The organism is Bradyrhizobium sp. WSM4874 (assembly GCF_055811835.1).
Genome location: NZ_JBVVPR010000017.1, coordinates 12018 through 36200, shown reverse-complemented (window position 1 = coordinate 36200; position 24183 = coordinate 12018). Strand labels below are relative to the sequence as shown.

Annotated in this window: 21 protein-coding genes and 1 pseudogene; 9 read left to right on the top strand and 13 right to left on the bottom strand. The window is 64.8% G+C overall.

Features of this window, described 5'->3' with window-relative positions; translation table 11 throughout:
- The first annotated feature begins 2 nt into the window (after window positions 1-2).
- The 3 genes from AC0L3P_RS18960 to AC0L3P_RS18950 all read left to right on the top strand — a co-directional run bounded on the left by AC0L3P_RS18960 (window position 3) and on the right by AC0L3P_RS18950 (window position 3148).
- Window positions 3-899: a TauD/TfdA dioxygenase family protein gene (locus tag AC0L3P_RS18960; RefSeq protein ID WP_473303904.1), complete on the top strand. Its 897-nt coding sequence runs from the start codon at window positions 3-5 to the stop codon at window positions 897-899.
- Window positions 900-985: 86 nt separating this feature from the next.
- Entirely contained in the window at window positions 986-2323 is a 1338-nt protein-coding gene (locus tag AC0L3P_RS18955) for a Rieske 2Fe-2S domain-containing protein (protein ID WP_473303902.1), read from the top strand.
- Between the two features lie 3 nt (window positions 2324-2326).
- Complete coding sequence (locus tag AC0L3P_RS18950; RefSeq protein WP_473303900.1) at window positions 2327-3148, top strand: N-acetylmuramoyl-L-alanine amidase; 822 nt, start codon at window positions 2327-2329, stop codon at window positions 3146-3148.
- A gap of 26 nt (window positions 3149-3174) precedes the next feature.
- Here AC0L3P_RS18950 and AC0L3P_RS18945 read toward each other — a convergent pair whose 3' ends face one another.
- The 3 genes and pseudogenes from AC0L3P_RS18945 to AC0L3P_RS18935 all read right to left on the bottom strand — a co-directional run bounded on the left by AC0L3P_RS18945 (window position 3175) and on the right by AC0L3P_RS18935 (window position 6264).
- A complete protein-coding gene (locus AC0L3P_RS18945; RefSeq protein WP_473303898.1) occupies window positions 3175-4782 on the bottom strand; it encodes a Na+/H+ antiporter in 1608 nt (535 codons plus the stop codon).
- Between the two features lie 48 nt (window positions 4783-4830).
- A pseudogene (bla, locus tag AC0L3P_RS18940) lies at window positions 4831-5700 on the bottom strand (class A beta-lactamase).
- A 189-nt stretch (window positions 5701-5889) separates the two neighbouring features.
- Window positions 5890-6264 (bottom strand): nuclear transport factor 2 family protein, encoded by a 375-nt coding sequence (locus AC0L3P_RS18935; protein WP_007598116.1) that lies wholly within the window; start codon window positions 6262-6264, stop codon window positions 5890-5892.
- 94 nt (window positions 6265-6358) lie between these two features.
- Here AC0L3P_RS18935 and AC0L3P_RS18930 point away from each other — a divergent pair, with 94 nt between their 5' ends.
- A complete protein-coding gene (locus tag AC0L3P_RS18930) occupies window positions 6359-6787 on the top strand; it encodes a GFA family protein (protein ID WP_473303896.1) in 429 nt (142 codons plus the stop codon).
- A 183-nt stretch (window positions 6788-6970) separates the two neighbouring features.
- Window positions 6971-8809, top strand: a complete 1839-nt coding sequence (locus AC0L3P_RS18925) for a caspase family protein (RefSeq protein ID WP_473303894.1) — start codon at window positions 6971-6973, stop codon at window positions 8807-8809.
- 16 nt (window positions 8810-8825) lie between these two features.
- Here the strand turns inward: AC0L3P_RS18925 and AC0L3P_RS18920 are convergent, their stop codons facing one another.
- Both AC0L3P_RS18920 and AC0L3P_RS18915 read right to left on the bottom strand, forming a co-directional pair.
- The gene (locus AC0L3P_RS18920) at window positions 8826-9515 is read right to left on the bottom strand and encodes a DUF1345 domain-containing protein (RefSeq protein WP_473303892.1); all 690 of its coding nucleotides are present in this window, start codon (window positions 9513-9515) and stop codon (window positions 8826-8828) included.
- A gap of 7 nt (window positions 9516-9522) precedes the next feature.
- A complete protein-coding gene (locus tag AC0L3P_RS18915; RefSeq protein ID WP_473303889.1) occupies window positions 9523-10446 on the bottom strand; it encodes a polyprenyl synthetase family protein in 924 nt (307 codons plus the stop codon).
- 159 nt (window positions 10447-10605) lie between these two features.
- Here AC0L3P_RS18915 and mtgA point away from each other — a divergent pair, with 159 nt between their 5' ends.
- From mtgA to AC0L3P_RS18900, 3 genes are all read left to right on the top strand, one after another.
- On the top strand, window positions 10606-11280 hold the full coding sequence (mtgA, locus tag AC0L3P_RS18910) for a monofunctional biosynthetic peptidoglycan transglycosylase (protein ID WP_473303885.1): 675 nt from the start codon (window positions 10606-10608) through the stop codon (window positions 11278-11280).
- Window positions 11281-11448: 168 nt separating this feature from the next.
- Complete coding sequence (gene rpmF / locus AC0L3P_RS18905; protein WP_007598106.1) at window positions 11449-11631, top strand: 50S ribosomal protein L32; 183 nt, start codon at window positions 11449-11451, stop codon at window positions 11629-11631.
- A gap of 143 nt (window positions 11632-11774) precedes the next feature.
- Window positions 11775-12407: a hypothetical protein gene (locus AC0L3P_RS18900; RefSeq protein WP_473303881.1), complete on the top strand. Its 633-nt coding sequence runs from the start codon at window positions 11775-11777 to the stop codon at window positions 12405-12407.
- A gap of 6 nt (window positions 12408-12413) precedes the next feature.
- Here AC0L3P_RS18900 and AC0L3P_RS18895 read toward each other — a convergent pair whose 3' ends face one another.
- Window positions 12414-12674: a hypothetical protein gene (locus tag AC0L3P_RS18895; RefSeq protein ID WP_473303877.1), complete on the bottom strand. Its 261-nt coding sequence runs from the start codon at window positions 12672-12674 to the stop codon at window positions 12414-12416.
- A gap of 219 nt (window positions 12675-12893) precedes the next feature.
- Here AC0L3P_RS18895 and AC0L3P_RS18890 point away from each other — a divergent pair, with 219 nt between their 5' ends.
- On the top strand, window positions 12894-14591 hold the full coding sequence (locus tag AC0L3P_RS18890) for an EAL domain-containing protein (protein WP_473303874.1): 1698 nt from the start codon (window positions 12894-12896) through the stop codon (window positions 14589-14591).
- A 17-nt stretch (window positions 14592-14608) separates the two neighbouring features.
- On the opposite strand, the gene AC0L3P_RS18885 is transcribed toward AC0L3P_RS18890, so the two are convergent.
- The 7 genes from AC0L3P_RS18885 to AC0L3P_RS18855 form a co-directional block, all read right to left on the bottom strand.
- Window positions 14609-16117 carry a tripartite tricarboxylate transporter permease gene (locus AC0L3P_RS18885; protein ID WP_473303872.1) on the bottom strand — a complete coding sequence of 503 codons (1509 nt, stop codon included), beginning with the start codon at window positions 16115-16117 and terminating at the stop codon, window positions 14609-14611.
- Window positions 16118-16121: 4 nt separating this feature from the next.
- Entirely contained in the window at window positions 16122-16607 is a 486-nt protein-coding gene (locus tag AC0L3P_RS18880; RefSeq protein WP_473303870.1) for a tripartite tricarboxylate transporter TctB family protein, read from the bottom strand.
- A gap of 82 nt (window positions 16608-16689) precedes the next feature.
- Complete coding sequence (locus AC0L3P_RS18875; RefSeq protein ID WP_354063755.1) at window positions 16690-17664, bottom strand: tripartite tricarboxylate transporter substrate binding protein; 975 nt, start codon at window positions 17662-17664, stop codon at window positions 16690-16692.
- Window positions 17665-17856: 192 nt separating this feature from the next.
- Window positions 17857-20724: a PAS-domain containing protein gene (locus AC0L3P_RS18870; RefSeq protein WP_473303868.1), complete on the bottom strand. Its 2868-nt coding sequence runs from the start codon at window positions 20722-20724 to the stop codon at window positions 17857-17859.
- Window positions 20725-20931: 207 nt separating this feature from the next.
- The gene (locus tag AC0L3P_RS18865; protein WP_473303866.1) at window positions 20932-21807 is read right to left on the bottom strand and encodes an acyl-CoA acyltransferase; all 876 of its coding nucleotides are present in this window, start codon (window positions 21805-21807) and stop codon (window positions 20932-20934) included.
- Between the two features lie 37 nt (window positions 21808-21844).
- Entirely contained in the window at window positions 21845-22825 is a 981-nt protein-coding gene (locus AC0L3P_RS18860; RefSeq protein ID WP_275168565.1) for an amino acid--[acyl-carrier-protein] ligase, read from the bottom strand.
- Window positions 22826-22881: 56 nt separating this feature from the next.
- The gene (locus AC0L3P_RS18855; protein ID WP_473303863.1) at window positions 22882-24099 is read right to left on the bottom strand and encodes an acyl-CoA dehydrogenase family protein; all 1218 of its coding nucleotides are present in this window, start codon (window positions 24097-24099) and stop codon (window positions 22882-22884) included.
- Window positions 24100-24183: the final 84 nt, after the last annotated feature.

Below are 24183 nucleotides of genomic sequence, written 5' to 3'. Positions count from 1 at the left end.
CCATGAGCTCACTCGCCGGCAAGCAGGGCCCGCGCTATCGGCATACGGCGGATGACGGGGCGCCGTATGAAACCATCGCGGTCGAAAAGCTCACCCCGATCATCGGCGCGGAAATCTCCGGCGTCGACATCGGCAAACTCGTCTCCGACGATGCGCGGTCCAACCGGCAGGTGGACGAGGTCCATCGCGCGCTTGCCGAAAACCTCGTCATCTTCTTCCGCGACCAGCACATCACGCCGCAACAGCATCTCGCCTTCGGCCGCAAGTTCGGCGAGCTGCATTTTCATCCTGCCGCGCCGCACGAGGATGAAGACCCGGCTCTGATGAAGATCCATGCGGATGCGAACTCGCCGCGTGCCAACGGCGAGGGTTGGCATTCCGACGTGTCCTGCGATCTCGAGCCGCCGATGGGCTCGATCCTCTACATCAAGCAGTGCCCGCCGCGCGGTGGCGACACGCTGTTCGCCAACATGTGCGCGGCCTACGAGGCGCTGTCGGATCGCATGAAGGCCTATCTCGACGGCCTGACCGCGCTGCATGACGGCGAGCCGATCTATCGCGGGCTCTACGCCAATTACGGCGTCGCCGACCGTCCGTCCTATCCGAGTGCCGAGCATCCCGTGGTGCGCACGCATCCGATCACCGGCAAGAAGGCGCTCTATGTCAACCGCGGCTTCACCCGGCACATCAACGGCATCCCGCGCGACGAGAGCGACGCGATGCTCGCCTATCTCTACCAGCACGCGGAGAACCCGCTGTTCCAGTGCCGCTTCCGCTGGACCGAGAATGCCATCGCGTTCTGGGACAATCGCTGCACCCAGCACCGCGCGATGTGGGACTACTGGCCGCACATGCGCTCCGGCACGCGCGTGACCGTGAAGGGGGAGCGGCCGGTTTAAGCCGCCTGCGCACCGCGTTCCGCGTTGACGTCCTCCCGCGTCCGCGCCAATCTTGCCGAAAACAAAGACCGTCGGGAGGATCCGCCATGCTCCGCGCCGAGGACAACAAATTCCTGACCGAGTCGGGCCCCGGAACGGGGATGGGCGAATTGTTGCGCCGGTTCTGGATTCCCGTGCTTCTGTCCGAAGAACTCCCCGAGCCCGACGGCGAGCCGAAGAAGATCATCGTTCTCGGCGAGGAGCTGCTCGCCTTCCGCGATACGCGCGGCGTCGTCGGACTCATCGATCAATACTGCCCGCATCGCGGCGCCAACCTCTGGCTCGGGCGCAATGAGGAATGCGGCATCCGCTGCGTCTATCACGGCTGGAAGTTCGACACCGACGGAAGGTGCGTCGACATGCCGACCTCCTATCCCGACCTCGACGCCAAAGACCTGATCCGCATCAAATCCTATCCGGCGCGGGAATGGGGCGAGATGATCTGGGCCTATATGGGCCCGGCTGAGGCCATGCCCGAGCTGCCCGATCTCGAAATGGCGCTGCTGCCGGCCTCGCACCGCTATGTCAGCAAGAAATGGCAGGACTGCAACTGGGTGCAGGCGCTGGAAGGCTCGATCGATACCGCGCATTTCACCTTCGCCCATCTCTCCTTCGACAAGGAGGAGGACGAGATTCTGGACATCAAGAAGCATTTCGTGAATCCGATCGCGCGGATGTCGAGCGATCACATGCGCTGGATCGCGGAGGATCCGCGCCCTGTGATCAAGATCGCGCCACACGCGGCGGGCCTCACCATCGCCGGTGGGCGGCTCACCGGGGGCGACAACGTTTACTGGCGCATCGCACAGTTCCTGATGCCGTTCCACGCCTATGCCCCGAGCGCGATGCCGGGCGAGAACATCTTTGGTCAGACCTTCGTGCCCGTCACCGACACCAAATGCTGGATCTACACTTATGCCTGGAATCCGGAGCGGCCGCTGACGCAAGCCGAGCGCGACGCCTTTGACCGCGGCAACGGCGTGATCGCGGAGGTCGGCGACAATTACGTGCCGCTGCGCCACAAGGGCAATGATTACCTGATCGACCGCAAGCTCCAGAAGATCAGGAGCTACACCGGCATCAAGGGCGTCTCCGAACAGGATGCGGCCGTGCAGGACAGCCAGGGCCCGATCGCCGACCGCACCCGCGAGCATCTCGGTCCGACCGATCTCGGTATCATGCATTTCCGGAAAGTCGTGATGGAGCTGGCGCGGGCTCTTCAAAACGACGAGCCGCCGCCGCAGGCTGCGCATCAGGATCGCTACGCCGTGCGCTCGGGCGCCTGCGTCACCAGCAAGACCAAGGACCTTTCCGCGGTGATGCTGGAGCGTTTCGGCGACGTCACAGGCTTTGTCGGTCGGCCGCGAATCGCGGCAGCGGAGTAGCGCTTGGGGCAGCCGCGCAGCATCGTCGCAAGTCTCGTCTCGACGCTGGTCGCGTCGATCTTGCTATGGTCGCTGGCGCCTGCAGGCACGGGTCATGCTGCTATCGCGCGGAAACTCGTGAAACCCAAGCCGCCGCACGCGCCGGTCAAATGTGAGATGCCGAAATTTCGGATCGTCGTGGATGTCGGGCACACTCCGGACTCCTACGGCGCGTTGAGCGCACGCAACGACACGGAGTTCGGCTTCAACTTCCGGCTCGCAAGTCTGATCACGGCGAGGCTCAAGGCCGAAGGCTTTGCCGCGGCCCGCCTGCTCGTCACGGACGGCAAGGCGCGGTCGAGCCTGCTCAAACGCGTCGGTACTGCGAATGAGGCCCGGGCCGATCTCTTCCTGTCGATCCATCACGATTCGGTGCCGGACAAGCTGATCGAGACCTGGGAGTTCGACGGGGCGAACAGCTATTTCAGCGACCGCTTTTCGGGTCACTCTCTGTTCGTGTCGCAGCGGAACCCGCACTACGCCACGAGCCTGATGCTGGCCCGGATGATCGGCCGGCAGCTGAAGGATCAGGACCTGCATTATGCCGGCCAATATGCCCTGCCGGTGATGGGTCGCTACCGGCGCCAATTGCTCGATAAGGATGTCGGCGTCTACCGCTATGACGGGCTCGTCGTGCTCTCGCAAACCCGCAGCGCCGCAGTGCTGCTCGAAGCGGGCTCCATCATCAACCGCGACGAAGAGATGGCGATGAACTCCCCGGAGCGTCAGGAGATCATCGCGCGCGCCGTGGCGGTGGCGATGAAGGAATTTTGCGAGAGGCGGTAGTTTGCGCCGCCAGCAATGACGGGAATCTACAGCGGCCCGCCCCGATACTCGCGGTTCGCCAAACTCGCCTCCTCCAGATCCAGATCCCGCTCGATCCGCCGGCGCGTCTCGTCGGTGATCTGGCCGTCGCGCAGCAGCTCGTGGATGAATTTGCGCTCGGCGGCGATCAGGTCGCGGGTCAAGGCGGTGCCAGCGGCGGAGACGTCGTGGTGGGTGGGATCGAGCGAATCGGGAAGCTGGTTGACCCGGATCTCGTGGCGGGCGCGCAGGAGCCGCATCACCTCGTCCGATACGTCCTTCTCCTCGGTCAGCGCGTCGAGCGACTTCAGGGCGGCATTGAGGGCCTGGCGCCGTGCTGCGATCTCGGACTCGTGCTCGGCGGCATGCTCGCTGCGACCGGCTTCCGCGACGCCGAGCCAACGCACCACCGGAGGCAGCGTGAGGCCGACGCCGATCAGAGTGATGAAGATGACGCCGAAGGCGACGAACAGGATCAGGTCGCGAAACGGAAAGGCCTCGCCGCCGGGCAGCGTGAACGGGAGCGCCAGCGCTGCCGCCAGCGACACCGCGCCGCGCACGCCGGTGAACGCAAGCACGAACGGCCATTGCCATGGTGGTGACGGATCGCGCGCGCGCAGCGACTTGCTGAGCATTCGTGGCAGATAGGTCGCGGGATAAAGCCAGGCGAAGCGCGCGATCACGACGACCGCCAGCACCACGGCGGTCGCAATCATGATGTCGTCGAGCGGAAACGCCTTCGACTTCTCGTAGAGCGCGCGCATCTGGAATCCCGTGAGCAGGAACAGCAGGCCCTCGATCAGGTAGATCACGAGGTCCCAGAAGAAGATGCCTTGCAGGCGCGTCGATGCCGAGATCAGCAGCGGGCCGTTCCAGCTCACATAGAGGCCGCAGGCGACGGTTGCGATCACGCCGGAGCCGCCGAGATGCTCCGGCAGCCAATAGGACACGTAGGGCGTGATCAGCGAAAGTGTCAGCTCGACCTGCGGATCCCCCGACCATTTGCGGAATCGCAGGGAGAGCCAGCCGACCCCGATGCCGAAAGCGATCTCGCCGGCGACGATGAGCAAGAACTCGCCGCCTGCCAGAGGCAGCGAGAAATGCCCGAGCATGATTGCGGCGAGCGCGAATCGATAAAGGATCAGCGCGGTGGCATCATTCGCGAGCCCTTCGCCTTCGAGGATGACCATGAGCCTGCGCGGCAAATGCAGCCGGCGTGCGATCGCGAGTGGCGCCACCACGTCGGGCGGCGCCACAATGGCGCCGAGCAGGAAGCCGATGGTCCAGGGCAGGCCGATGAAGTAATGCGTGGCGGTTGCGACCAACGCCGCGGTGAAGATCACGGCGCCGACCGCGAGCAGCACGATCGGGCGAAGATTCTTTTTGAATTCGCGCCAGCTCATCGCGACGCTCGCCGAGTAGATCAGCGGCGGCAGCACCATCAGCAGCACCAGTTCCGGCGGCAGTTCGACCGGCGGCATGCCCGGCACGAAGGCGAGGCCGACGCCGGAGAGCATCAGCAGAATGGCAGGCGCGATGTTGAAGCGGCGGGCGACAAGCGCGGTGCCTGCCAGCACGGCGAGCAGGATGAGAAAGGTCTGAAATTTCGCTTCCATGATGATCTGTCTTCACCCGGAAGCGGTCGCAAGGTCAATGCGTGCGGCTTACGCCAGCCGATCGGCCACCATGCGGCCGATGCGTGCGAACGCGGTTTCGATCTGCGCCGCACTCGGCGTGCCGCCCTGGGTGTAGGCCGCGATCAGGATCGGCGCATTGGGCTTCGTGTCGGGCTTGGGTCAGGCCACCGCGATGTCGCCGGAGGCGTCCTTGCCGTTGTTGCCGGTCTTGTCGCCGATCTTCCAGCTTGCGGGCAGCCCGCCACGCAGCCGGTTCGCGCCGGTCTTGCAACCCACCAGCCACTCCGTGAGCTGCGCGCGAGAGGTGGTCGACAGCGCCTCGCCCGTCACCAGCCGGCGCAGATTGCCGGCCATCGCCGCCGGCGTGGTGGTGTCGCGGGGATCGCCGGGCGGTGAGCGGTTGAGCTCGGGCTCGTTGTGGTCGAGCCGCGAGGTGGTGTCGCCGAGCGACCGCCAGAACGCGGTGAGTGCGGCGGGACCGCCGATCCGCGCCAGCAGCAAATTGGCGCAGGTGTTGTCGCTGAGCTCGACGATCGCCTTGCACATCTCGGTGATCGACATTGCGCCGGCGGCAATGTTCTGCTTGGCGACCGGTGCGTACTCCAGCAGGTCGGCCTCCCCGTACGGAATCATGGCCGCAAGCTGATCCTCGCCACGATCGACCCGCGCCAGTACGCAAGCCGCCAGCGAAGCCTTGAATGTCGAGCACATGACGAACCGTTCGTCGGCGCGCCATGCGAGCCTTGCGCCAGTCGCGAGGTTCTCGGCATAGACCCCGATCCGGCCGCCACTCTCGCGCTCACAGGTTTCGAGCTCAGGCAACGCGTCTGCGGCGCGCGCGGGGGAGGCAGCAATCCAGCACAGCGAGGCGAGCAGCGAACGGCGGTCGAGAAGCATGGGGGACCTTGAGCGAGACGGGGGCGGGGCGGAGATGCGGCATGCACTCCATCCGCATCGTCATTGCGAGCGCAGCGAAGCAATCCAGTCTGCCTCCGCGGAAAGACTCTGGAGCTTCGCTTCGCTCGCAATGACGGAGGATGTGGGACGAGTGCGCCCGATTTCGGGCAGCGGAAGATTAGGCCCCCCTCACTCCCGCAGGTCGTACCGATAAGACTTCGACACGATCTGCCAGCCGTCGGCGAGCTTCATCGCCACCAAATAGTCGGTGAAAAAACGCGGCGGAAGTTGGCACCGGACCTTGATGAAGGCGGTCTTGTCGTCGGAACGGTCGATGGTGACGATGAAATCCTCGCGCGGCTTGCCTTCGGCCTTGCCGGAGGGACGCTTGCGCACGCGGTCGAGCCAGTCCGGCACGGTCAGCACCTGCAGTTCACCCTTCTCGACCCAGCGCAAATCGGCGGAGGGGTGGAATATGGCGCCGAGTTTTTCGGCATCGCCCTCGTAAAGTCCGTCGAAATAGGATTGCACGACGGCTTCGACGCTCGAACGGTTCTGGCTCATGGGTCATCCCTTTGAATGATGGCTCAGGGTGAACTTAGTCGTACACGTCAAAATGCGCTATGGGAGGGCGTGCCATTTGCGCAAGGACACTGTGATGACCGGATCAGAGAATTCGAACGCTTCCTTCCTGATCGGCGAATGCTACTGCCGCGTCGTGCGCTACGAGGTGGCGGACGCGTTCTCCTATGCGATGCACTGCCACTGCTCGAATTGCCGCCGCACCACCGGCGCCGCCTTCAAGCCGTTCGCCGGCATCGAGCAGAGCAAGCTCCGCATCCTCAGCGGCGAGGACCAGCGCACCATCTACGGTGACGACACCACCCATGACGCCCACTGCGCCCGCTGTGGCTCGCTGCTTTATTCCCGGGTGCGCGACGGAAAATGGGTCCATGTCGCCATGGGAACCCTGGTCGATGCCCCCTCGATCCGACCGAGCGCCCACATTTTCGTGGGCTCGAAGGCGCCCTGGCACGAGATTACGGACCATCTGCCTCAATATCGGAGCCACATCGGGGATGCCTGAGGGAACCTGCTGTGGGACTGTTTCTCGGCGAACCGCGCCCGGACTGGCGCGACAAACAAAAGGGGCCTTTCGGCCTGCCGCCGGCGCCAGCTTCGTGACCTCCGTCACAAGCGCCCGCGGCGGACCCTGCTAATAAAGCCGTCTCAAAGGGGCTTGAAATGCCCTGAACCCGGAAGTCGTGTCATGCGCAAATTGCTCAGACTTTGCCCCCTTCTCCTTGCGGTCGCGCTGCTATTCGGCGCCGGGCCCGCTTTCGCCGGGAAGCGCGTCGCGCTGGTGATCGCCAACTCCGCCTACCAGCACGCGCCGTCGCTTACGAATCCCGTCAATGACGGTTCGGTGATGGCCAGAACGCTGAAGGAGGCCGGGTTCGACATCGTCGATTCCCGGCACGACCTGACGGCGCAGGAAACCCGGCGTGTGCTGCGCGAATTCGCCGACGGGACCCGCGATGCCGATATCGCCGTGGTCTACTATGCCGGCCACGGCATCGAGGTCGAAGGCTCGAACTATTTGATCCCTGTCGACGCCAAGCTGGAGCGTGACACCGACGTTTTTGACGAGGCGCTCTCCCTCGACCGCGTCCTGGTCGCGGTCGAACCGGCCAAGCAGCTTCGCCTAGTGATCCTGGATGCCTGCCGCGACAATCCGTTCGGCAAGACCATGAAGCGCACGGTTGCCTCGCGCGGCATCGGCCGCGGTCTCGCCCAGGTCGAGCCGACCAGCTCCAACACGCTGATCGCCTATTCGGCCAAGGCCGGCTTCACCGCGCAGGATGGCGATGGTGCGAACAGCCCCTTTACGGTGGCGCTGTCGAAGCATCTGACGACGCCCGGCCTCGACGTCCGCCGTGCCTTCGGCTTTGTGCGCGACGACGTGCTCAAGTCGACAGGTAACAAGCAGGAGCCGTTCGTCTATGGCTCGCTCGGCGGCGAAGACGTGCCGCTGGTGCCGGTCAAGGTGACCGCTGCAGCTGCCGCGGCCACGGCGAATCCTCAGGCCGACACCCGCCGCGATTACGAGCTCGCGCTGCAGGTCGGCAACAGGCCGGCATGGGAGGCGTTCCTGGCCCAGCATTCCGACGGCTTCTATGCGAGCCTCGCCAAACTTCAGCTCGAAAAAATCGGCGCCGAGCAGGCGCATGCGGCGGCCACCGAGAAGGCCAAACAGGCCGAGGCCGAGCGCGATCGTCTTGCCGCACTTGGCGCGCAGAAAGATACGCAGGCCAAGGCAGCCGCCGATGCGAAGGCCGCAGAGCAGGTACAGCTTGCGGCGCAAAAGGCCAAGGAGCAGGCGCAGCAGCAGGCGGCCGCCGCCGAGCAGCAGCGCGTCAATCTCGCCGCCGCGGCGCCGAGTGCAGCGCCCGCCAGCACGGCGAGCCCGGCCGGCACCAACGTCGCGTCGCTGACGCCGGCCACCGCGCCGGCCGATCTCAGCCGCTCGGTGCAGACCGAGCTCGGCCGCGTCGGCTGCTTCTCCGGTGCCGCCGACGGCAACTGGACCACGTCCGCGCAGCGCTCGTTATCGCAGTTCAACCGTTACGCCGGCACCAAGCTCGACGTGAAGGTGGCGAGTACCGATGCGCTCGATACGCTCAAGTCGAAACAGTCGCGCGTCTGTCCGCTGGTTTGCGAGTACGGCTTCAAGGCCGACGGCGACAAGTGCACCAGGATCGTCTGCCGTGATGGTTTTGCGCTCAATGACGACAACGAATGCGAGAAGCAGCGTGCTGCCAAGCCCGCTAAGCCGGCGACCGCCAAGTCTTCGACCGCAAAGCGTGACGACGGCGACGAGCGTCCCGCACGGCAGCGTCGTCAAGCCGGCGGTGAGGCTGCCGGAGCGGCGGGCGGCTTTGGTGGCGCTGCGGGCATCGCTGCTGCCGCTGGTACCAGTCGCCGCTCGAGTGGCGGACAGCTATTCTGCAATAACAGCGGCTGTCGTGCGGTCAACCGCGGCTGCCATCTCGAATATCGCGGCGGCGGCGGCCCCGGCAACGATGCCAATGCCGAGGTCTGTAACTAGGATTGCGGGAGTGAGTTCAAGCCGAGATCGCGCTCGCCGCAATGTTGACCGCCAGCGCCAGCAAGGCCGTGTTGTAGATGAATGAGATGATGCCGTGCGCGGTGGCGGTGCGGCGGATGGTCTTGTCGGATATGCCGACGTCGGAGACCTGCGCGGTCATGCCGATCACGAACGAGAAATAGACGAAGTCCCAATAATCGGCGTGGTCTTCCTTGTCGCGACTGGGAAACTCAAGGCCACCTGGCGTTGGGTGACGATAATAATCATGCGCGTAATGCAGCGCGAAAGTCGTGTGCACCGCGGCCCAGGACAGCGCGATGGTGGTGATCGCGATGGTCAGCTCCGCGGCGCCGCGGTGGGCGCCGAGTTCGGCCACAATAGCGGCGATGCTGGCGAACGCGCCGGTCGCCGTCACCAGCAGGATCACGAAGCGGCCGTCGTCCTGCATCGCAGCGGCGCGGCGGATGTGCTGGTGGTCGTTGCACAGCATCATCGCATAGACCAACACGAGATAGACCGCGATCAGCGCATCCCAGCCGAGCACAAGCCGCTTCGTCAGCCGGGGTGAGCCCGGCAAAAGCAGGCAGACGAGGATACCGACACCAAGGGAGATGAACGTCCGCGGCCGCGCATAAATCAGCCGCATCGGCCGCGACATCTTGCGAAAGCGGGTGAGGGCGGGATCCTCTTTGGTGCCGCCCGTCATCGCCCGGCTAGTTCTTGCGTTCGGCGACGAACCGCGCAGCCGCTTGCAGCACGGCGGCCCGTTCGCCGAAGATCGACACGGCGCTGTCGGCTCGCGCGAGCAGGTCGCGGACGCGCTGCTTGGCGCCTTCAATTCCGAGCTGGGTGACGAAGGTGGTCTTGCCGAGCGCTGCATCGGCGCCGGCAGGCTTGCCGAGCGCGGCGGCATCGCCTTCGACGTCGAGCAGGTCGTCGGCGATCTGGAAGGCTTCGCCGAGCGCGCGGCCGTAATCGTCGAGCGCCTGATATTCCTTTTGCGAGGCCTGGCCGAGGATCGCGCCGGCGATGCAGCCGTAGCGCAGCAGCGCGCCGGTCTTCATCTGCTGAATACGGGCGACGTCGATCGGTTCGTTGCCGCCAAAGCGGCCTTCGCCGGCGAGATCGAGGATCTGGCCGCCGACCATGCCGCCAATGCCGGCGCAGCGTGCCAGCGCGCGCGTCAGCAACAGCCGCACATTGGCGTCGCGATGAATCTCGTCGCGGGTGACGATGTCGAAAGCGAGCGTCAACAGGCCGTCGCCGGCGAGGATCGCGGTCGCGTCATCGGTCTTCTTGTGCAGGGTGGGGCGGCCGCGGCGCAGGTCCGAATTGTCCATCGCCGGCAAATCGTCATGGATCAGCGAGTAGCAGTGGATGCATTCGAGGGCAGCGCCCACGAGCAGCGCGGCTTCGCGCGGCACGCCGAACACGGCCGCGCTCTCGACCACCAGGAACGGCCGCAGGCGCTTGCCGCCGTTGAGGCTCGAATAGCGCATTGCGTCCATCAGTCGCTTGGGCCGGGCGATCTCATCGGGCAGGATGTCGTCCGACAGCAGGCGCCCGAGCAGGGCCTCGGTGTCATCAGCGGTCTTGTCCAGACGTTTGGCGAAATCGGACGGGGACGTGCCGGTCATCAAGAAGGGCTCCAGAACAAAATTCGGCGGGACAATCCTTTATGCGCCCGCCTCAGTCAATCGTTTGGAAGGCCTAAAAAGTGCTGGAAAAGGCCCGAATTATCACAGACTTAATGCCGGGTCCGTGGCCGCGTTTCGTTCTGCGCCGGAAAGGTTGATTTGCGCGTCGTCAAAACCCTTCTCCTGGTGCTCGCGGTCGCGATTCTCGCGCCCTATGTCGTCGCGCCGTTCTACCGTGCCGGCCATCCCGTTTCGACGCTGATGGTCTGGCGCTCGCTTCGGGGTGCGCCGATGCAGCGGGAATGGATCGATCTGGCGGCGATGTCGCCCTCGCTGCCACGCTCGGTGGTGGCGGCCGAGGACGCTCATTTCTGCAAGCATCACGGCATCGACTGGGGCGCGTTGCGTGAGGCGATCGACGATGCCAAGGAGGACGGCACCCCGTTCCGGGGCGCTTCCACCATCACCCAGCAAGTGGCGAAAAACCTGTTCCTCTGGCAGGGGCGGGACTTCGTCCGCAAGGCGCTGGAATTCCCGTTGGCGCTGTGGATTGATCTCGTCCTGCCCAAGGCACGAATCCTGGAGATTTACCTCAACATCGCCGAACTGGGACCGCAGGGCCAGTTTGGGGCCGAGGCGGCCAGCGCCTATGCCTTCGGCAAGTCGGCGGCGAACCTCTCCGCCCGAGAGGCGGCGCTGCTGGCCTCGATCCTGCCGAATCCGGTCAAACGCAGCGCCAGGACGCCGGGACCGGGTGTCCGGCGGCTGGCCGGGACCTATGTGGCGAGGGCGCAGGCCAGCTCGCTTTCGACCTGCTGGCGGGAGAATCGCTGATTTCGGGTCCTTTTCGGGCGCATTTTCCGGCCCAGAGCCCTAGATTTAAGACCGGCCTTCCTCTATAAGCCCGGCCTTGACCGGCATTCAGCTCGCCTCGGTTTGCGGGTGCTGAGCCGTCCCCTCGCGGACGATGCCTGATGACACCAATCCCTAGAGGATACTGAAATGGCCGTTCCGAGAAGAAAAACCTCGCCGTCGCGCCGCGGCATGCGCCGCTCGGCTGACGCGATCAAGAAGCCGACCTATGTGGAAGACAAGGACTCCGGCGAGCTCCGTCGTCCGCATCATCTCGACCTCAAGACCGGCATGTACAAGGGCCGTCAGGTCCTGAAGAAGAAAGAGTCCTGAATTCAGGACCTTTCCCCAGGCAGGATGATTTCGCCTGCCTGATTTCGGCCAACCCATGAGATATGACAATGACGGCGGCGGAGCTAATGCTTCGCCGCCGCATTGTCCTGTCTGGATATCTTGATCGAGAAGGCATTTCGCCGATGGTCGGTTTCCCGCTGCTCCTGATCCCGCTCGCGGTCTACAACATCATCGCCTTCCTGATGCCGAGCGTGTCCTTTACGGACGTGCTGTTCAAGGTGCCGATGATCACGGGCGAGGCCTGGCCGGTCACGCTCTCCGACGTGATGCTGGCGCTAGGTGTCGTGCTGCTGCTGCTCGAGGTGGTCAAGGGCGCGCGGCCCGGCTCGAAATTCCTGATGGATCATTTGCTGTCGCTGATCGTGTTCGGCGCGGCTGCGGCCGAATTCGTGATGTGGCCGAAATTCGGCAACTCCACCTATTTCCTTCTGGTGCTGCTCGCGATGGCGGATTTCCTCGGCGGCATCGCCCAGCGCACGCGCCGCCGCGTCGCTTATGTCGCCGAAACGGCACCAGCGCCGCGCAAGGCCAGGCGTCAGACTGAAGTGCCAGTCGATGACGCGGTGGTCGAGCCCAAGTTCGAGCCGGTCGTTGCGCCGCCCGCATCCGCACCTTCCGCGCAGTCGGTCGCCGAATCCGTGCTGATGGATCATCCCGCGCCGAAGCCGGTCCAGAGCCCGTCCTCGCCGGAAATCCCCTCGCCGCATTTGCAGCCGGGCAACGGCACCCAGCCGTCTCCCGACGCGCCGCGCTGATTGACTTCAAGCCACCTGCCGCGTGCGCGCGGTGACGCTCGGAAGCGGGCGCTTGCTGCCATAGGCGACCTGCGCATCCTCGGAAGACACGCGGCGCAGCCGGCTCGCCTGGGGCAGATGCTCGGCATTGGCAATGAGCTGGGCGACGAAACTGGGGTCGGGGCGCGGCAGTGGTGCCTTGTGCACCCACTGCAAAACCGGCATCAGCGGCACCACAGCCGAGCCTGTGCCGTTGTCCGCCACGTCCAATTGATCAGTACTCAACATCGCAATCACCGTTGACCCGGCCAATTGTCGCGTTTCGAGACGCTGGCGCCGGTGCGTGTCATGTACTCGCAAGGCCTATGCCGGGCGGGCCGGTTTGGTTCCTGCGAGTGAGGAAACGTGGTTTCCAAATTGTTTATCAACTTTGCCTAGGGTCAATGGCGAATCTGGCTTTATCCTGTGCCGACTCAGGACTCCCCGCTGTCCCGAAACGAGGCGATTTTGACCCCCGCATTGCCGCAAGCCTCCGACATCCTGGCCGCCCTCGGCCAGGCCGTGTTCGCCTGGGACATCGCCAGCGATGCCATTGTCTGGGGTGAGCAGGTCGGCGCCATCTTTCCCGGAATTCCCGCCGAACGGCTGGCCACCGGCGCCGAATTCGCCAGGCTGATCGAGCCCGCGCAATCGCTGCGGAGCGCCGCGCTGGCCCAGACCTCAGCCGTGCATGGCGCCGACGGCACGCCCTACCGGGTCGAGTACGGCGTGCGCATGAGCGCCGCGGATCCCGTGGTTTGGATCGAGGAGACCGGCCGCTGGTTCGCTGGCCCCGACGGCCGGCCGGTGCGTGCGATCGGCTCCGTCCGCATCAACAATGAACGCCATGCCCGGGACGAGGAACTGACCAAGCTCGCCCGGCTCGATCCGCTGACCGGCGAGCTCAATCGCTCGCATCTGATCGCCGCGCTGGCCGAAGCCATCGAGGAGACGACCCGTTTCCGCTCGACCGCGGCCTTCATGCTGGTCGGCATCGATCATCTCGCGCGTGTCAATGAAGCCTTCGGCTTCGACGTTGCCGACGCTGTGATCCTCGACGTCGCCACGCGCATTCGCGCGCGCTTGCGCGGCGGCGACGTGCTTGGCCGCTTTTCCGGCAACAAGTTCGGCCTGATCCTGAAGAACTGCACCGTCGACGACATGAACGTCGCTGCCGAGCGCTTCCTCGCCGGCATCCGCGACGAGGTGGTGCCGACCAAATCCGGCCCGGTGTCGGTCACCGCCTCGATCGGCGCGGTCAGCGTGCCGCGCTACGCCCGCAACACCGATGAAGCCGTCAATCGCGCCCACGAGACGCTGGACACCGCAAAACAACGCCGCGTCGGCTCGTTCGCAGCCTGGCGCCCGGATGCCGCGCGCGACGCCCAGCGCCGCGTCAACATCCGTGTCACCGACGAGATTGTCACCGCACTGAATGAGCGCCGTATCAAGCTCGCCTACGAGCCGGTGGTTGCCGCCCTTTCGCGCGAATGCGCCTTTCACGAATGCCTGGTGCGGATGGACCAGGGCGACGGCCAGGTGCTGCTCGCGCCCGACATCGTGCCGGTCGCGGAACGGCTCGGCCTGATCCGCCTGGTCGATCACCGCGTGCTCGAGCTCGTGGTCGCCGAGCTCGCGGCCGCGCCCGGCATCTGCCTCAGCCTCAATATCTCGCCCGACACCACCATGGACCCGGATTGGTGGGCGGGAATCGAATCGCTCATGCGCGCCCACCCCGGCGTCGCCGAGCGGCTGATCGTCGAGATCACCGAAACCGTCGCGATCCAGGACATCGACGACGTGCGTGGCTTCGTCACCCGGCTGAAGAACTTCGGCAGTCGCATCGCCATCGACGATTTCGGCGCCGGCTACACTTCGTTCCGCAATCTGCGCAAGCTCGGCGTCGACATCGTGAAGATCGACGGGGCCTTCGTGCAGAACATCACTCGTTCCGCCGACGACCGCGCCTTTGTGCAAACCCTGATCGACCTCGCCCGCCGCCTCGACATCAAGACGGTGGCCGAATGGGTGCAGGACGAAGGAGCTGCCAACATGCTGCGCGACTGGGGTTGCGACTACATCCAGGGCCGCCTGATCGGGCTCGCCTCATCCGAGCGGCCGTGGGGCGCGCCGCCGCCGGACAGCGCGTTGCCCGCAGCAGGCTGAGACGCCCTACCAAGCCCTCACGCCCCCTCATCCAGCGCCACGAGTTCGCGCTTCTTGCGCAACGCGGGTAATAGCGGCGCCATCAGCAGCACCAGCGCGAGCGTAAGACACGCTGCCGAGATCGGCCGCTGCACGAAAGTCCAGAGGTCGCCCTGCGAGAGGATCAGCGACTTGCGCAGATTGTTCTCCATCATCGGCCCCAGCACGAACGCCAGCACCAGCGGCGCGGGCTCGAAGCCGAGCTTGCGCATGAAATAACCGATGATGCCGAATGCGATCATCACATAGACGTCGAACACGTTGTTGCTCGAGCAGTAGACGCCAAGGATCGTGAACAGGATGATCAATGGAAACAGGATGTTGTAGGGCAGCTTGAGCAGCTGCACCCACATGCCGATCAGCGGCAAATTGAGGATCAGCAGCATGACGTTGCCGATATACATGCTGGCGACGATGCCCCAGAACAGGCCGGGGTTTTGCGTGATCAGCAGCGGCCCCGGTTGCAGGCCGTGGATGACGAAGGCGCCGAGCAGCAACGCCATCACCACGTTCGGGGGAATGCCCAGGGTCATCAGCGGAATGAACGCGCCGCCGGCCGCCGCGTTGTTGGCGGATTCGGGACCCGCTACGCCCTCGATTGCGCCATGGCCGAAGCGCTCCGGCGTTTTCGACAGCCGCTTCTCCAGCGCATAGGACGCGAACGAGGCCACCACCGCGCCACCGCCCGGGAGAATGCCGAGCAGGAAACCGAGCAACGTGCCACGCGCCACCGGGCCGGCGCTCGCTTGCCAATCGGCCTTGTTGGGCAACAACTGCGTGATCTTGGCGTTGATGATGTCGCGCTTGATCGCCTGCTCGGTATTGAGCAGCACCTCGGCGACGCCGAACAGGCCCATCACCACGGGCACGAGTCCGATGCCGTCGATCAGCTCCATGCGGCCGAATGTCAGCCGCGGCTGTGCCGTGATGCTGTCGAGCCCGATCAGTCCGAGTACGACGCCGATGCATGCCATCAGAAGGGCTTTCGGCATCGATCCCTGAGTGAGGAAGGTGAGCACGATGAGGCCGAGCACCATCAGGCTGAAATATTCGGCAGGGCCGAACGCGATGGCGATGTTGGCGAGCCGCGGCGCCACCAGCATCAGCGCAACGAGCGAAAATGTGCCGGCGATGAATGAACCGAAGGCCGAGATGCCCAGCGCAGGGCCCGCGCGGCCCTGCTTCGCCATCTGGTGTCCGTCGATGCACGTGACGACCGAAGCAGCTTCGCCGGGGATGTTGACCAGGATCGAGGTTGTCGAGCCGCCATACATCGAGCCGTAATAGATCCCCGCCATCATGATGATGCCGGATTCCGGCGTTCCTGACAGTGTCACTGGAAGCAACAGCGACATCGCCGAGATCGGCCCGATGCCTGGCAGCACGCCGACCAGCGTACCGATGAAGACGCCGATGAAGCAGTAGAACAGGTTGATCGGCAGCAGCGCGACGCCGAACCCATGCGCGACGTTGACAAGCGTATCCATGCGATCAACCGATTCCGAATAGGCCCGAGGGTAGCTGGATCAGCAGCAGCCGCTTGAGCACCCACCACATGCCGAGTGGCACCAGCACGGCGACCGGCATCGCCAGCGTCCAGCGCACGGGATCGATCAAGCGCAACAAAAGCAGCATGAGCGGGATCGACGACAGCAGGAATCCCAGCGGCTCGAGAGCAAAGGAGAACGCGGTGAGGCAGACGATGACGAGAAGCGGCTTGCTCCAGCTCACATTGTCCCAGCGCGAGGCCAGCGTCGGGCCGCCCTCCGCAATAGCCGAGATGATAATGCTGACCGCGAACACGCACATCAGGATGCCCGTGTAGAACAGCACGTAGCCGGAGCCGGGGTCATTGATGGTGCCGAGCTTGAGCTTCACGCCCTGCCAGATTACGAATCCGCCGAGCGCGAGCCCGATCAAGCCGCCCCAGAGTTCGGAGTTGTTGAGACGGAGTTTGACGGAGGTTTGGTCGTTCATCGATACCCTCTCGGCCGTGCTCCGGATGCTACGCAGCGCGAAGCGGCGCGCTGCAGATCCGGGACACGGAAGTGGCTCAATCCTACTTCTTCGCAAGCCCGAGCGTGTCGATCACCTTGCGCTCTGACTCCGTGACCTCGAGGACGAACTTCTTGTAGTCTTCCGTATTCTTGTAGCTCGGCACCATGTCGTATTTGGCGAGCGTGGCGATAACCGCGGGGTCCTCGACCGCCTTCTTGAAGGCATCGTGCAGCTTGGCGACGATCTTGGGATCCATGCCCTTGGGCCCTCCGATGCCGAACGGGGAATCATAGACCATGGGATAGCCGAGTTCCTTCAGCGTCGGCACGTCAGGATAGTTCGGTGATCGCGCGCCGGTCCACACCATGAGAAGCTTCAGCTTGCCGGCATCGACCAAGGGCCGCCAACCGGTGGAGTCGGCCTGCAGCATGGTGTGCTGGCCGAGTACCGCGGCGTTGGTCTCCGCCCCGCCCTTGAACGGCACCTGTGTGAGCTTGATGCCGGACATCGCGGCGATCTGCTCCATGCCGATATGAAGCGAGGTGCCGGTACCCGGCGTCGCGTAGGTCACCTTGCCCGGATTTGCCTTTGCGAACTCGACCACGTCCTTCCAGGACTTGAACTGCGACTCCGCGCTGGTGGTTACGCCGAACGTATAGCCGGTGAGGTGAACGATATAGGTGAAGTCCTTCGCCGGATCCCACGACACCTCCTGCATCAGAGGCAGGCGGAAGACGGTGATCGGAAGCTGTGAAATGGTGTAGCCGTCCGGCTTCGCGGCCGCGGCCATGGTGGCAGGTCCAACCGTGCCGCCGCCGCCGGCCTTGTTGTCGATCACGATCGGTTGCCCCAGGACCTTGGAGGCGCTGTCGGCGATCGCGCGCATCGAGATGTCGGTCGATCCGCCGGCCGGCCATGGCACGATCAGCGTGACCGGTTTGGTGGGATAGTCCTGCGCACCGGCGGCAGTCGCGAGCAACGCGCCCACGACATGCATGGTGGCAAAGGCGATTGTCTTCAGCCCGTATCGCGACATCGAACTCCTCCCTAGCAGTGGCCTCGTTCGGGCCGCCGTCTCTCATTGTTATGACGGGATTGTCCCCGAAATCATGGGAGATGAAAAGCGCATTGCGCGGGCGCGATATGGTGATCCCGCCGAAAAGCGCACGTGCGACAATTGGTCGTTTGGAGGCGTGCCGAGATACGGAATTTGCCTTCGGCTGAGCCCTTACGCGACGCGGCGGACTGCGCTCAGCGTCTCGATCATGCGTCCGACCTCCGCGGCCGGAGAGGGCTTGCCGAAATAATATCCCTGCACGGCGGTGCAGCCGCATTCGCGGACGAAGTCGAGCTGTTCGATCGTCTCCACGCCTTCTGCCGTGGTCTCGACGCCGAGCACCGAGCCGAGGCTGGCGATGGTGCGGACGATCGCCACACTCTCCGGGCTTTCGCCGAGCGTGCCGACAAAGGAGCGGTCGATCTTGATACGGTCGAACGGAAACTTGCGCAAATAGCTCAGAGAAGAATAGCCGACGCCGAAATCGTCGAGGCTGACGCGCACCCCTAACGCGCGCAGCTGGTGCAGGATCCCGATCGTCGCCTCGCTGTCGTCGAGTAGCGCCGTCTCCGTGACCTCGAGCTCGAGCCGATGCGGTGGCAAGCCGGCCTCCGCAAGCGCGCTCGTGACCATTGTCACCAGCCCGCGCGAGCGGAACTGCACCGGCGACAAATTCACCGCGATGGTGAGATCGGGCCAGGTCGCGGCGGTCGCGCAGGCCGTGCGCAGCACCCACTCTCCGATCGGAACGATCAGCCCGTTCTCTTCCGCGATGGGAATGAATTCGGCCGGCGAGACGAGGCCACGCGTGGGATGTTTCCAGCGCAGCAACGCCTCGAAGCCGGTAAGTTCGGTGGTGTCGAGCCGCACCTGCGGCTGGAACGCCAGGTGGAATTCACGGGCCTCGAGTGCGCCGCGCAGATCGCGCTCCAGCGCGTGCCGGCTGCGAGCCTCTTCTTCCATTTGGGGCTCGAACAGCCGATAAGCGCCGCGCCCCTTCGCCTTCGCCTGGTACAGCGCAAGGTCGGCGCATTTCATCAGCTCGTCGGCATCGAGCCCGTGATCGGGCGCGATTGCGATGCCGACGGAGACGCCGACATGGATCGACTGGTTCTCCAGCGGCGGCGGGTGACCGATGATCTCCACCAGGCGGCGTGCGAGCCTTTCCGCCGATTGCGGCTGCGGTCCGCGCTGGAGAACCGCGAATTCGTCGCCACCGAGCCGCGCGACGGTGTCGTGCTCGCCGACATTCTCCTTCAGCCGCGCCGCGACCCAGCGCAACAGCCGGTCGCCGGCCGCGTGGCCGAGGCGGTCGTTGACGGTCTTGAAATTGTCGAGGTCGAAGCACAGCACGGCCATCGCGCCGCCGGCGATCGCGACCTGGTTCAGCCGCTCGCCCATCTTCTCGCGGAACAGTGTGCGGTTGGGCAGGTCGGTGAGCGAATCGTGCCGCGCCATGTGCGCCACGCGGGCCTGGGCCTTGTGACGCTCGGTGACGTCCTCATAGGTGACGACCCAGCCGCCATGCTCCATTCGCTTGTGATTGAGCTTGATGATGCGGCCGTCGCCCAAATAGCGGTGCAGCGTGTGCTCACCCTCGCGCAGCCTCTCGACATAGTCGGCATAAAGCTGCGCGGCGGTGGTGTTTGGATGGATGCCGAGCTCGCAGCTGTGCTCCATGATCTCGCGCATCGACACGCCCGGCTTCACCAATTCGGGCGACAGTCCGTACATCTCGATATAGCGCCGATTGCAGACGATGACGCGCAAGCTCGAATCGAGCATGCACAGACCCTGGCTCATGTTGTTCAGGGCCGCGTCGAAGCGCCGATACTGCTCGCTCAACTCCTCGACTGCGTGCTCGCGCTCGGTGATGTCCTCGTAGGTGGCCACAAAACCACCCTCGGCCAGGGCGCAATAGCGAACCGAGATCGTGGTATCATTCGACATCCGCCGGCGTATCGGCGAGGAGTTGCGGTTGGCAATCCTTGCGCTGGCGGCTTCCAGGAGTTGTTGCGGACTATACTCGGACGAGAACGCGCCGTTTGCCATCGAGCGTTCGATCAGTTCGCCGAGATGCGTGCCCGGCTTGGCTTCTTCCGGCGACAGCCGATAGATCTTCCGGTAGGTGGTGTTGCAGACGCGCAGGCGCATGTCGCTGTCGTAGAAGGCGAGCCCGTGCGCCATGTTCTCCAGCGCCGCATCGAGCATGAAGTTCTGCTGCCTCAGCATCTCCTCGTATTGCAGCCGCTCGGTAACGTCTTCGTGCACCGTCACCCAGCCGCCGTCGGGCAGGAAACGGGAGATCGCCTGCACCATCCGTCCGTCATAGCGCATCACCAGCAGGGTTTTCGCCTTCCTGGTGCGCACGTCCTCCAGCCTGGTGCCGTGGAATTCCTCGCCCGGCATGCCCGGCAGGTTGCCGCGCGACATCCAATGCTCGATCACCGTACAATGCGAGACGCCCGGCTTCACGATTTCAGGGTCGAGATTGTAGAGGTTCAAGAAGCGATCGTTGCAGACGACGACGCGGCTGTCGGCGCCGTACATGATCAATCCGTGCGACATGTTGGCGAGCGCGTGCTGGCTGCGCTCGGTCTGCACGCGCAGTTCCGCCTCGACCCGGGCGAGGCGGCTGACGTCGTCGCAGATCGTCATCCAGCCGCCGCCGGGAAGCGGCTTCAGCTCGAGCGCCATGACGAGGCCGCTCGCGAGCGTCTGTTGAGTCCGGAACGGCTGGCCGGTGGCGATCCGCGCCATGCGCTCGGCATAGAGTGTGTCGACTTCCCCCGCGGGGATGTTGCCGAGGGCCACGCTGTGGGCGAGCACGTCGCGGTAGCTCGTGCCGACCCGCACTTTCTCGGCCGACATGTTGAACAAGCTGAGATAGCGCTGATTGACCAGCACGATCCGGTTGCCGGCGTCGTAGACGCAGACGCCTTGCTCCATGTGGTCGAGCGCAAGCTGGCTCAGCCCGACCAGGGCCTTCGGGCCGTGATCGCGGCGTGCATCAAGCTCGTTGTCGCGGATCGACGTCATGGGGCGGCGGGGTCTCGGCGGGCAATAGACCTAACGCAAGGTAATTCAGTCGCCGAGGCTAGCGAAGAGGCGGGAAAATTCCCTTAAGCGCCGTAGTTTACGGAGGGTGACCAGGAGATGCAGGAATGCGTCGAATGTGGAGGGGCGTGCAAGGCGGCCTGCGTAATTGCGCGCTGGGCCCGGATGACATCTGGTTCAAAACACGAACTACGGCCCATACAGCACGAGTTCCGTATCCGTGAGGTCGGCGAGCTGCGGCCGGTGCGGGCCCTTGAAATATTTGCGGCCGCGACGCTCGGTGTAGATGCCGACGAGGCCGGGAACCGGGCCGTTGGAATCGACGGCGACCGCGATCTTGCCGAGCCGCAGCAGCAGCCGGCCGATGCGGCCCGCGCATTCGGTGTATTCGGCCGCGTTGCGGCAGTAGATCAGCTTCATCGCGGGCGGCGCAATGATGCCACGCCGGATGCGCACCGGTTGCAGGATGAAGGGGAACGTTCCATTTGGCGTGCGGCAGACGAGGCTGAGGCAATTGTAGCGCGCATGCCGCGTCAATAGATCAGTCTCGGCATCGGAAAGCCCGTCGATCGTTTTGGCGTGCTGCGAGATGACCTCGATCTTGCTCCAGCGCGGGACCCGCGCCAGAGCAGGCACCGAGAAGAATATACCCCTGCAATAGGCGCGAAAGCCCTGGGTCTCGATGATCGGCCAGGTCCACGGCGCCGGGCTGATGTTGAGATAGGTGACGTCCTTGTGCCGCTGCGCGATCTTGGTCAGGAGCGGGGCGTAGTTCCGGTAGGCCGGATCGACGTACCAGCTCGACAAATTGCACTTGATGGCGGTCTCATCGCCGTCCCTCCGCGCCGTGTAGATCAGCAGCAGCACGCCGACCGGCGTACCATCATTGTCGAGCATGTAGCCGAAGCGCGGGTAGCCGTCCGGTACCGGCCGGAAGGCTTGCCGGCGCAGGCCCTGAATCCAGTAGCCGCGCGAGCGGCCGACGAAGCCGCGCGTCAGCAAATCCGCGACCGCATCGACGTCGGACTCGGTGATCTCGCGGCATCGGACCTTGGTATGGATCACGCTCGTCTTTCCCGTGGAAATGACCGGCCTCGTTCCGTTAGCGCCAGCCTTCGCCGTGGGCATCGGCCGCGATCTGCGGCTGCAGGCCCATGATCTCCCGTACCTTGGCGGGCCAGGCGGAAGGGTCGGTGCCGTGGGTGTGGAACATGGCGACGGCCAGGCGGTCCATGCCGAAGGCGACGCAGCCGGTATGGGCCGGCTCGCCATTGGCGTCCTGGATGTCCCAGGTCGTGCCGAAATGCTCTCGATGATAATTGAAACTCATGCAGGCGGTCGGCTGCTCTTCCGAGCGCAGCGGGATCAGCAGTTCGAACTTGAGCTGCTGCTGCTTCTGGCTCACGGCCTTCATCTGACCGACGCGGCCGAAGAACGGATCGCTGGCATAGTCGACGCGGAAGCTGAGACCGAGATCGGTCGCGATCGCCTGCGCGCGCACCATCCAGCGCTCGCGGAAATCAGCGACGTCATCGGGGCTGCCGATGCAGACATATTCCCGCATCCGGAACGATTGCAGCCGGTCGAGATGTTTTGACGGTTCACGGCGGAAGCAGTCGGCGGCGACGTCGAAACGCAGGCCACCCTTCGGCAACTGGCCGCGGCTCGCCGCGATCGGATAGACGGGGTAGCAGGCCGCCGGCGACAGCACGAGGTCTGCCGGCGAGAGCGAGCTGGTCCAGTCGCCGCCGGCATCAAAGCGGCTGACCGCGGCGTTGATCTCGCGCTCGGTGCCGTGCAGGCCGCAGACGCAGCCGAGCAGGTTCGGAAAGCTCTTGAGGTAGCCGGACTTCTCGAGCTGTGAACGGCTCATCACCGGTGGGAATCGCATCACCTCGGTGCCGGCTTCACGATGGCTCGTGATCAGTGCGGCGAGCCGCTCGACGATGCCCTCATAAAGCGCGGTGCGGGCGTAGACGCCGTCCGAGCCCATGGGGTGGAACAGCTTGTCGGCGAGATGATCGAGCGGGTCCGCGATTTGCGGGGCGATCTCGGGCGAATTGGGGAGGACGGCAATGTTCATGGTTCGGTGTCCTGCTATCTCAAAATTGTTCTTGTTGGTTTGGTCGTGAAGGCACGTCAGTCGTGAAGGCTCAAGGGCACGCCGCTCATCAGGGTCGAGGTCGCGGCATTGGCCAGAATGCGGTCGTTGTTGATCATGATCGGCGACGACAGCACGTCGCGCAGGTGGCGGCCCATGGTGAACTCGCCGTCGTTGCGGTAGCCGGAAAGGCCTGCGGTGCGCATCGCATGCATCACGGTCTCGACCGCGAGCTCCGAAGCCTGCACCTTCAGAAGCGTGATCGAAGACTGGAAGTCGAGCGAGCCGAGCGCGCGTTCGTCGTGCTCGGCGCGAGCAAAGGCGTCGATATTGGCCGATATCAGCGCCCGCAGCTTGGCCAGCGACATCTTGGCGGCGGTGAAATGCGCGGCCGCCGGAGGCATCTGGCCGCCTGAGGTGCGGGCCGCCTTGCGGACGAAGGCCTGCGCACGGGTGACGGCAGCTGCAGCGATACCCGCCCAGGCCGAGGACCAGCACAGATGCGCGAACGGCGTCATGGTCTGGGCGTGGATCTTGTCGTAGGCTTCCGGAAAGACGCGGTCGGTCGGGCAGTCGACCTTCAGCTCGAAACCGGTCGAGCAGGTGCCGCGCATGCCGAGCGTCTCCCAGCCCAGCGTCCGCTTCAGCGAATAATCGTCCCTGGCGAGGGCCAGCAGCACCTGGTCGGACGCAGAAGCGTCGGTGGCGCGGCGGGCGATGGTGACGAGGCCGTCGGCTTCGGCGCCGTAGGAGATCACGGTGGCGTCGCGCAGCAGCGAGACGGTGTCGCCTGCGACGTCGACAGCGGCTGCGCTGGCGCGGATGTTGCCGCCGTTCTGGCCTTCGGTGGTGGAGGAGGCGAGCAGCCACTGGTCGCGCGCGACCCGGCGCATCATGGTTTCCATCCAGGGGATGCCGTGGCCGTGCCTGACGACGCAGGCGACCTTTGTCGTGTGCATGGCGTAGATCATCGCCGTGGAGGCGCAGGCCCGTCCGAGCGTGTAGCAGACGTGGGAGACGTCGTGGATCGAGGCACCGAAGCCGCCGAACTCGGCCGGGATCATGACGCCGAGCAGCTTCTGCTCACGCGCGACCTCGAAGGCCTTGTGGGGGAAGCGGGCATCGCGATCGACCCCGTCTGCGTCGGCAGCCGCTGTGGCAGCGGTTCGAGCGGCGCGTTCGATGAGGGAGGGACCCTGCTCGAGAAAGCTCGTCTGCGTCTCGTCGACAGTGAGGACTGCTTCACGCACGTTCATACTCGTCCGCCTCCGGTTTGCCGTTCGGGATCGCCGGCATCATTCGCGATGCCGCTTGAGCGATCCTTCGACCATCTTTGCTTA

Coding starts and splice junctions, on each gene's coding strand:
- AC0L3P_RS18960 (WP_473303904.1), top strand. CDS start 3: ATGAGCTCACTCGCCGGCAAGCAGGGCCCGCGCTATCGGCATACGGCG.
- AC0L3P_RS18955 (WP_473303902.1), top strand. CDS start 986: ATGCTCCGCGCCGAGGACAACAAATTCCTGACCGAGTCGGGCCCCGGA.
- AC0L3P_RS18945 (WP_473303898.1), bottom strand. CDS start 4,782: ATGGAAGCGAAATTTCAGACCTTTCTCATCCTGCTCGCCGTGCTGGCA.
- AC0L3P_RS18935 (WP_007598116.1), bottom strand. CDS start 6,264: ATGAGCCAGAACCGTTCGAGCGTCGAAGCCGTCGTGCAATCCTATTTC.
- AC0L3P_RS18930 (WP_473303896.1), top strand. CDS start 6,359: ATGACCGGATCAGAGAATTCGAACGCTTCCTTCCTGATCGGCGAATGC.
- AC0L3P_RS18925 (WP_473303894.1), top strand. CDS start 6,971: ATGCGCAAATTGCTCAGACTTTGCCCCCTTCTCCTTGCGGTCGCGCTG.
- AC0L3P_RS18920 (WP_473303892.1), bottom strand. CDS start 9,515: ATGACGGGCGGCACCAAAGAGGATCCCGCCCTCACCCGCTTTCGCAAG.
- AC0L3P_RS18915 (WP_473303889.1), bottom strand. CDS start 10,446: ATGACCGGCACGTCCCCGTCCGATTTCGCCAAACGTCTGGACAAGACC.
- rpmF (WP_007598106.1), top strand. CDS start 11,449: ATGGCCGTTCCGAGAAGAAAAACCTCGCCGTCGCGCCGCGGCATGCGC.
- AC0L3P_RS18900 (WP_473303881.1), top strand. CDS start 11,775: ATGGTCGGTTTCCCGCTGCTCCTGATCCCGCTCGCGGTCTACAACATC.
- AC0L3P_RS18895 (WP_473303877.1), bottom strand. CDS start 12,674: ATGTTGAGTACTGATCAATTGGACGTGGCGGACAACGGCACAGGCTCG.
- AC0L3P_RS18885 (WP_473303872.1), bottom strand. CDS start 16,117: ATGGATACGCTTGTCAACGTCGCGCATGGGTTCGGCGTCGCGCTGCTG.
- AC0L3P_RS18880 (WP_473303870.1), bottom strand. CDS start 16,607: ATGAACGACCAAACCTCCGTCAAACTCCGTCTCAACAACTCCGAACTC.
- AC0L3P_RS18875 (WP_354063755.1), bottom strand. CDS start 17,664: ATGTCGCGATACGGGCTGAAGACAATCGCCTTTGCCACCATGCATGTC.
- AC0L3P_RS18870 (WP_473303868.1), bottom strand. CDS start 20,724: ATGACGTCGATCCGCGACAACGAGCTTGATGCACGCCGCGATCACGGC.
- AC0L3P_RS18860 (WP_275168565.1), bottom strand. CDS start 22,825: ATGAACATTGCCGTCCTCCCCAATTCGCCCGAGATCGCCCCGCAAATC.
- AC0L3P_RS18855 (WP_473303863.1), bottom strand. CDS start 24,099: ATGAACGTGCGTGAAGCAGTCCTCACTGTCGACGAGACGCAGACGAGC.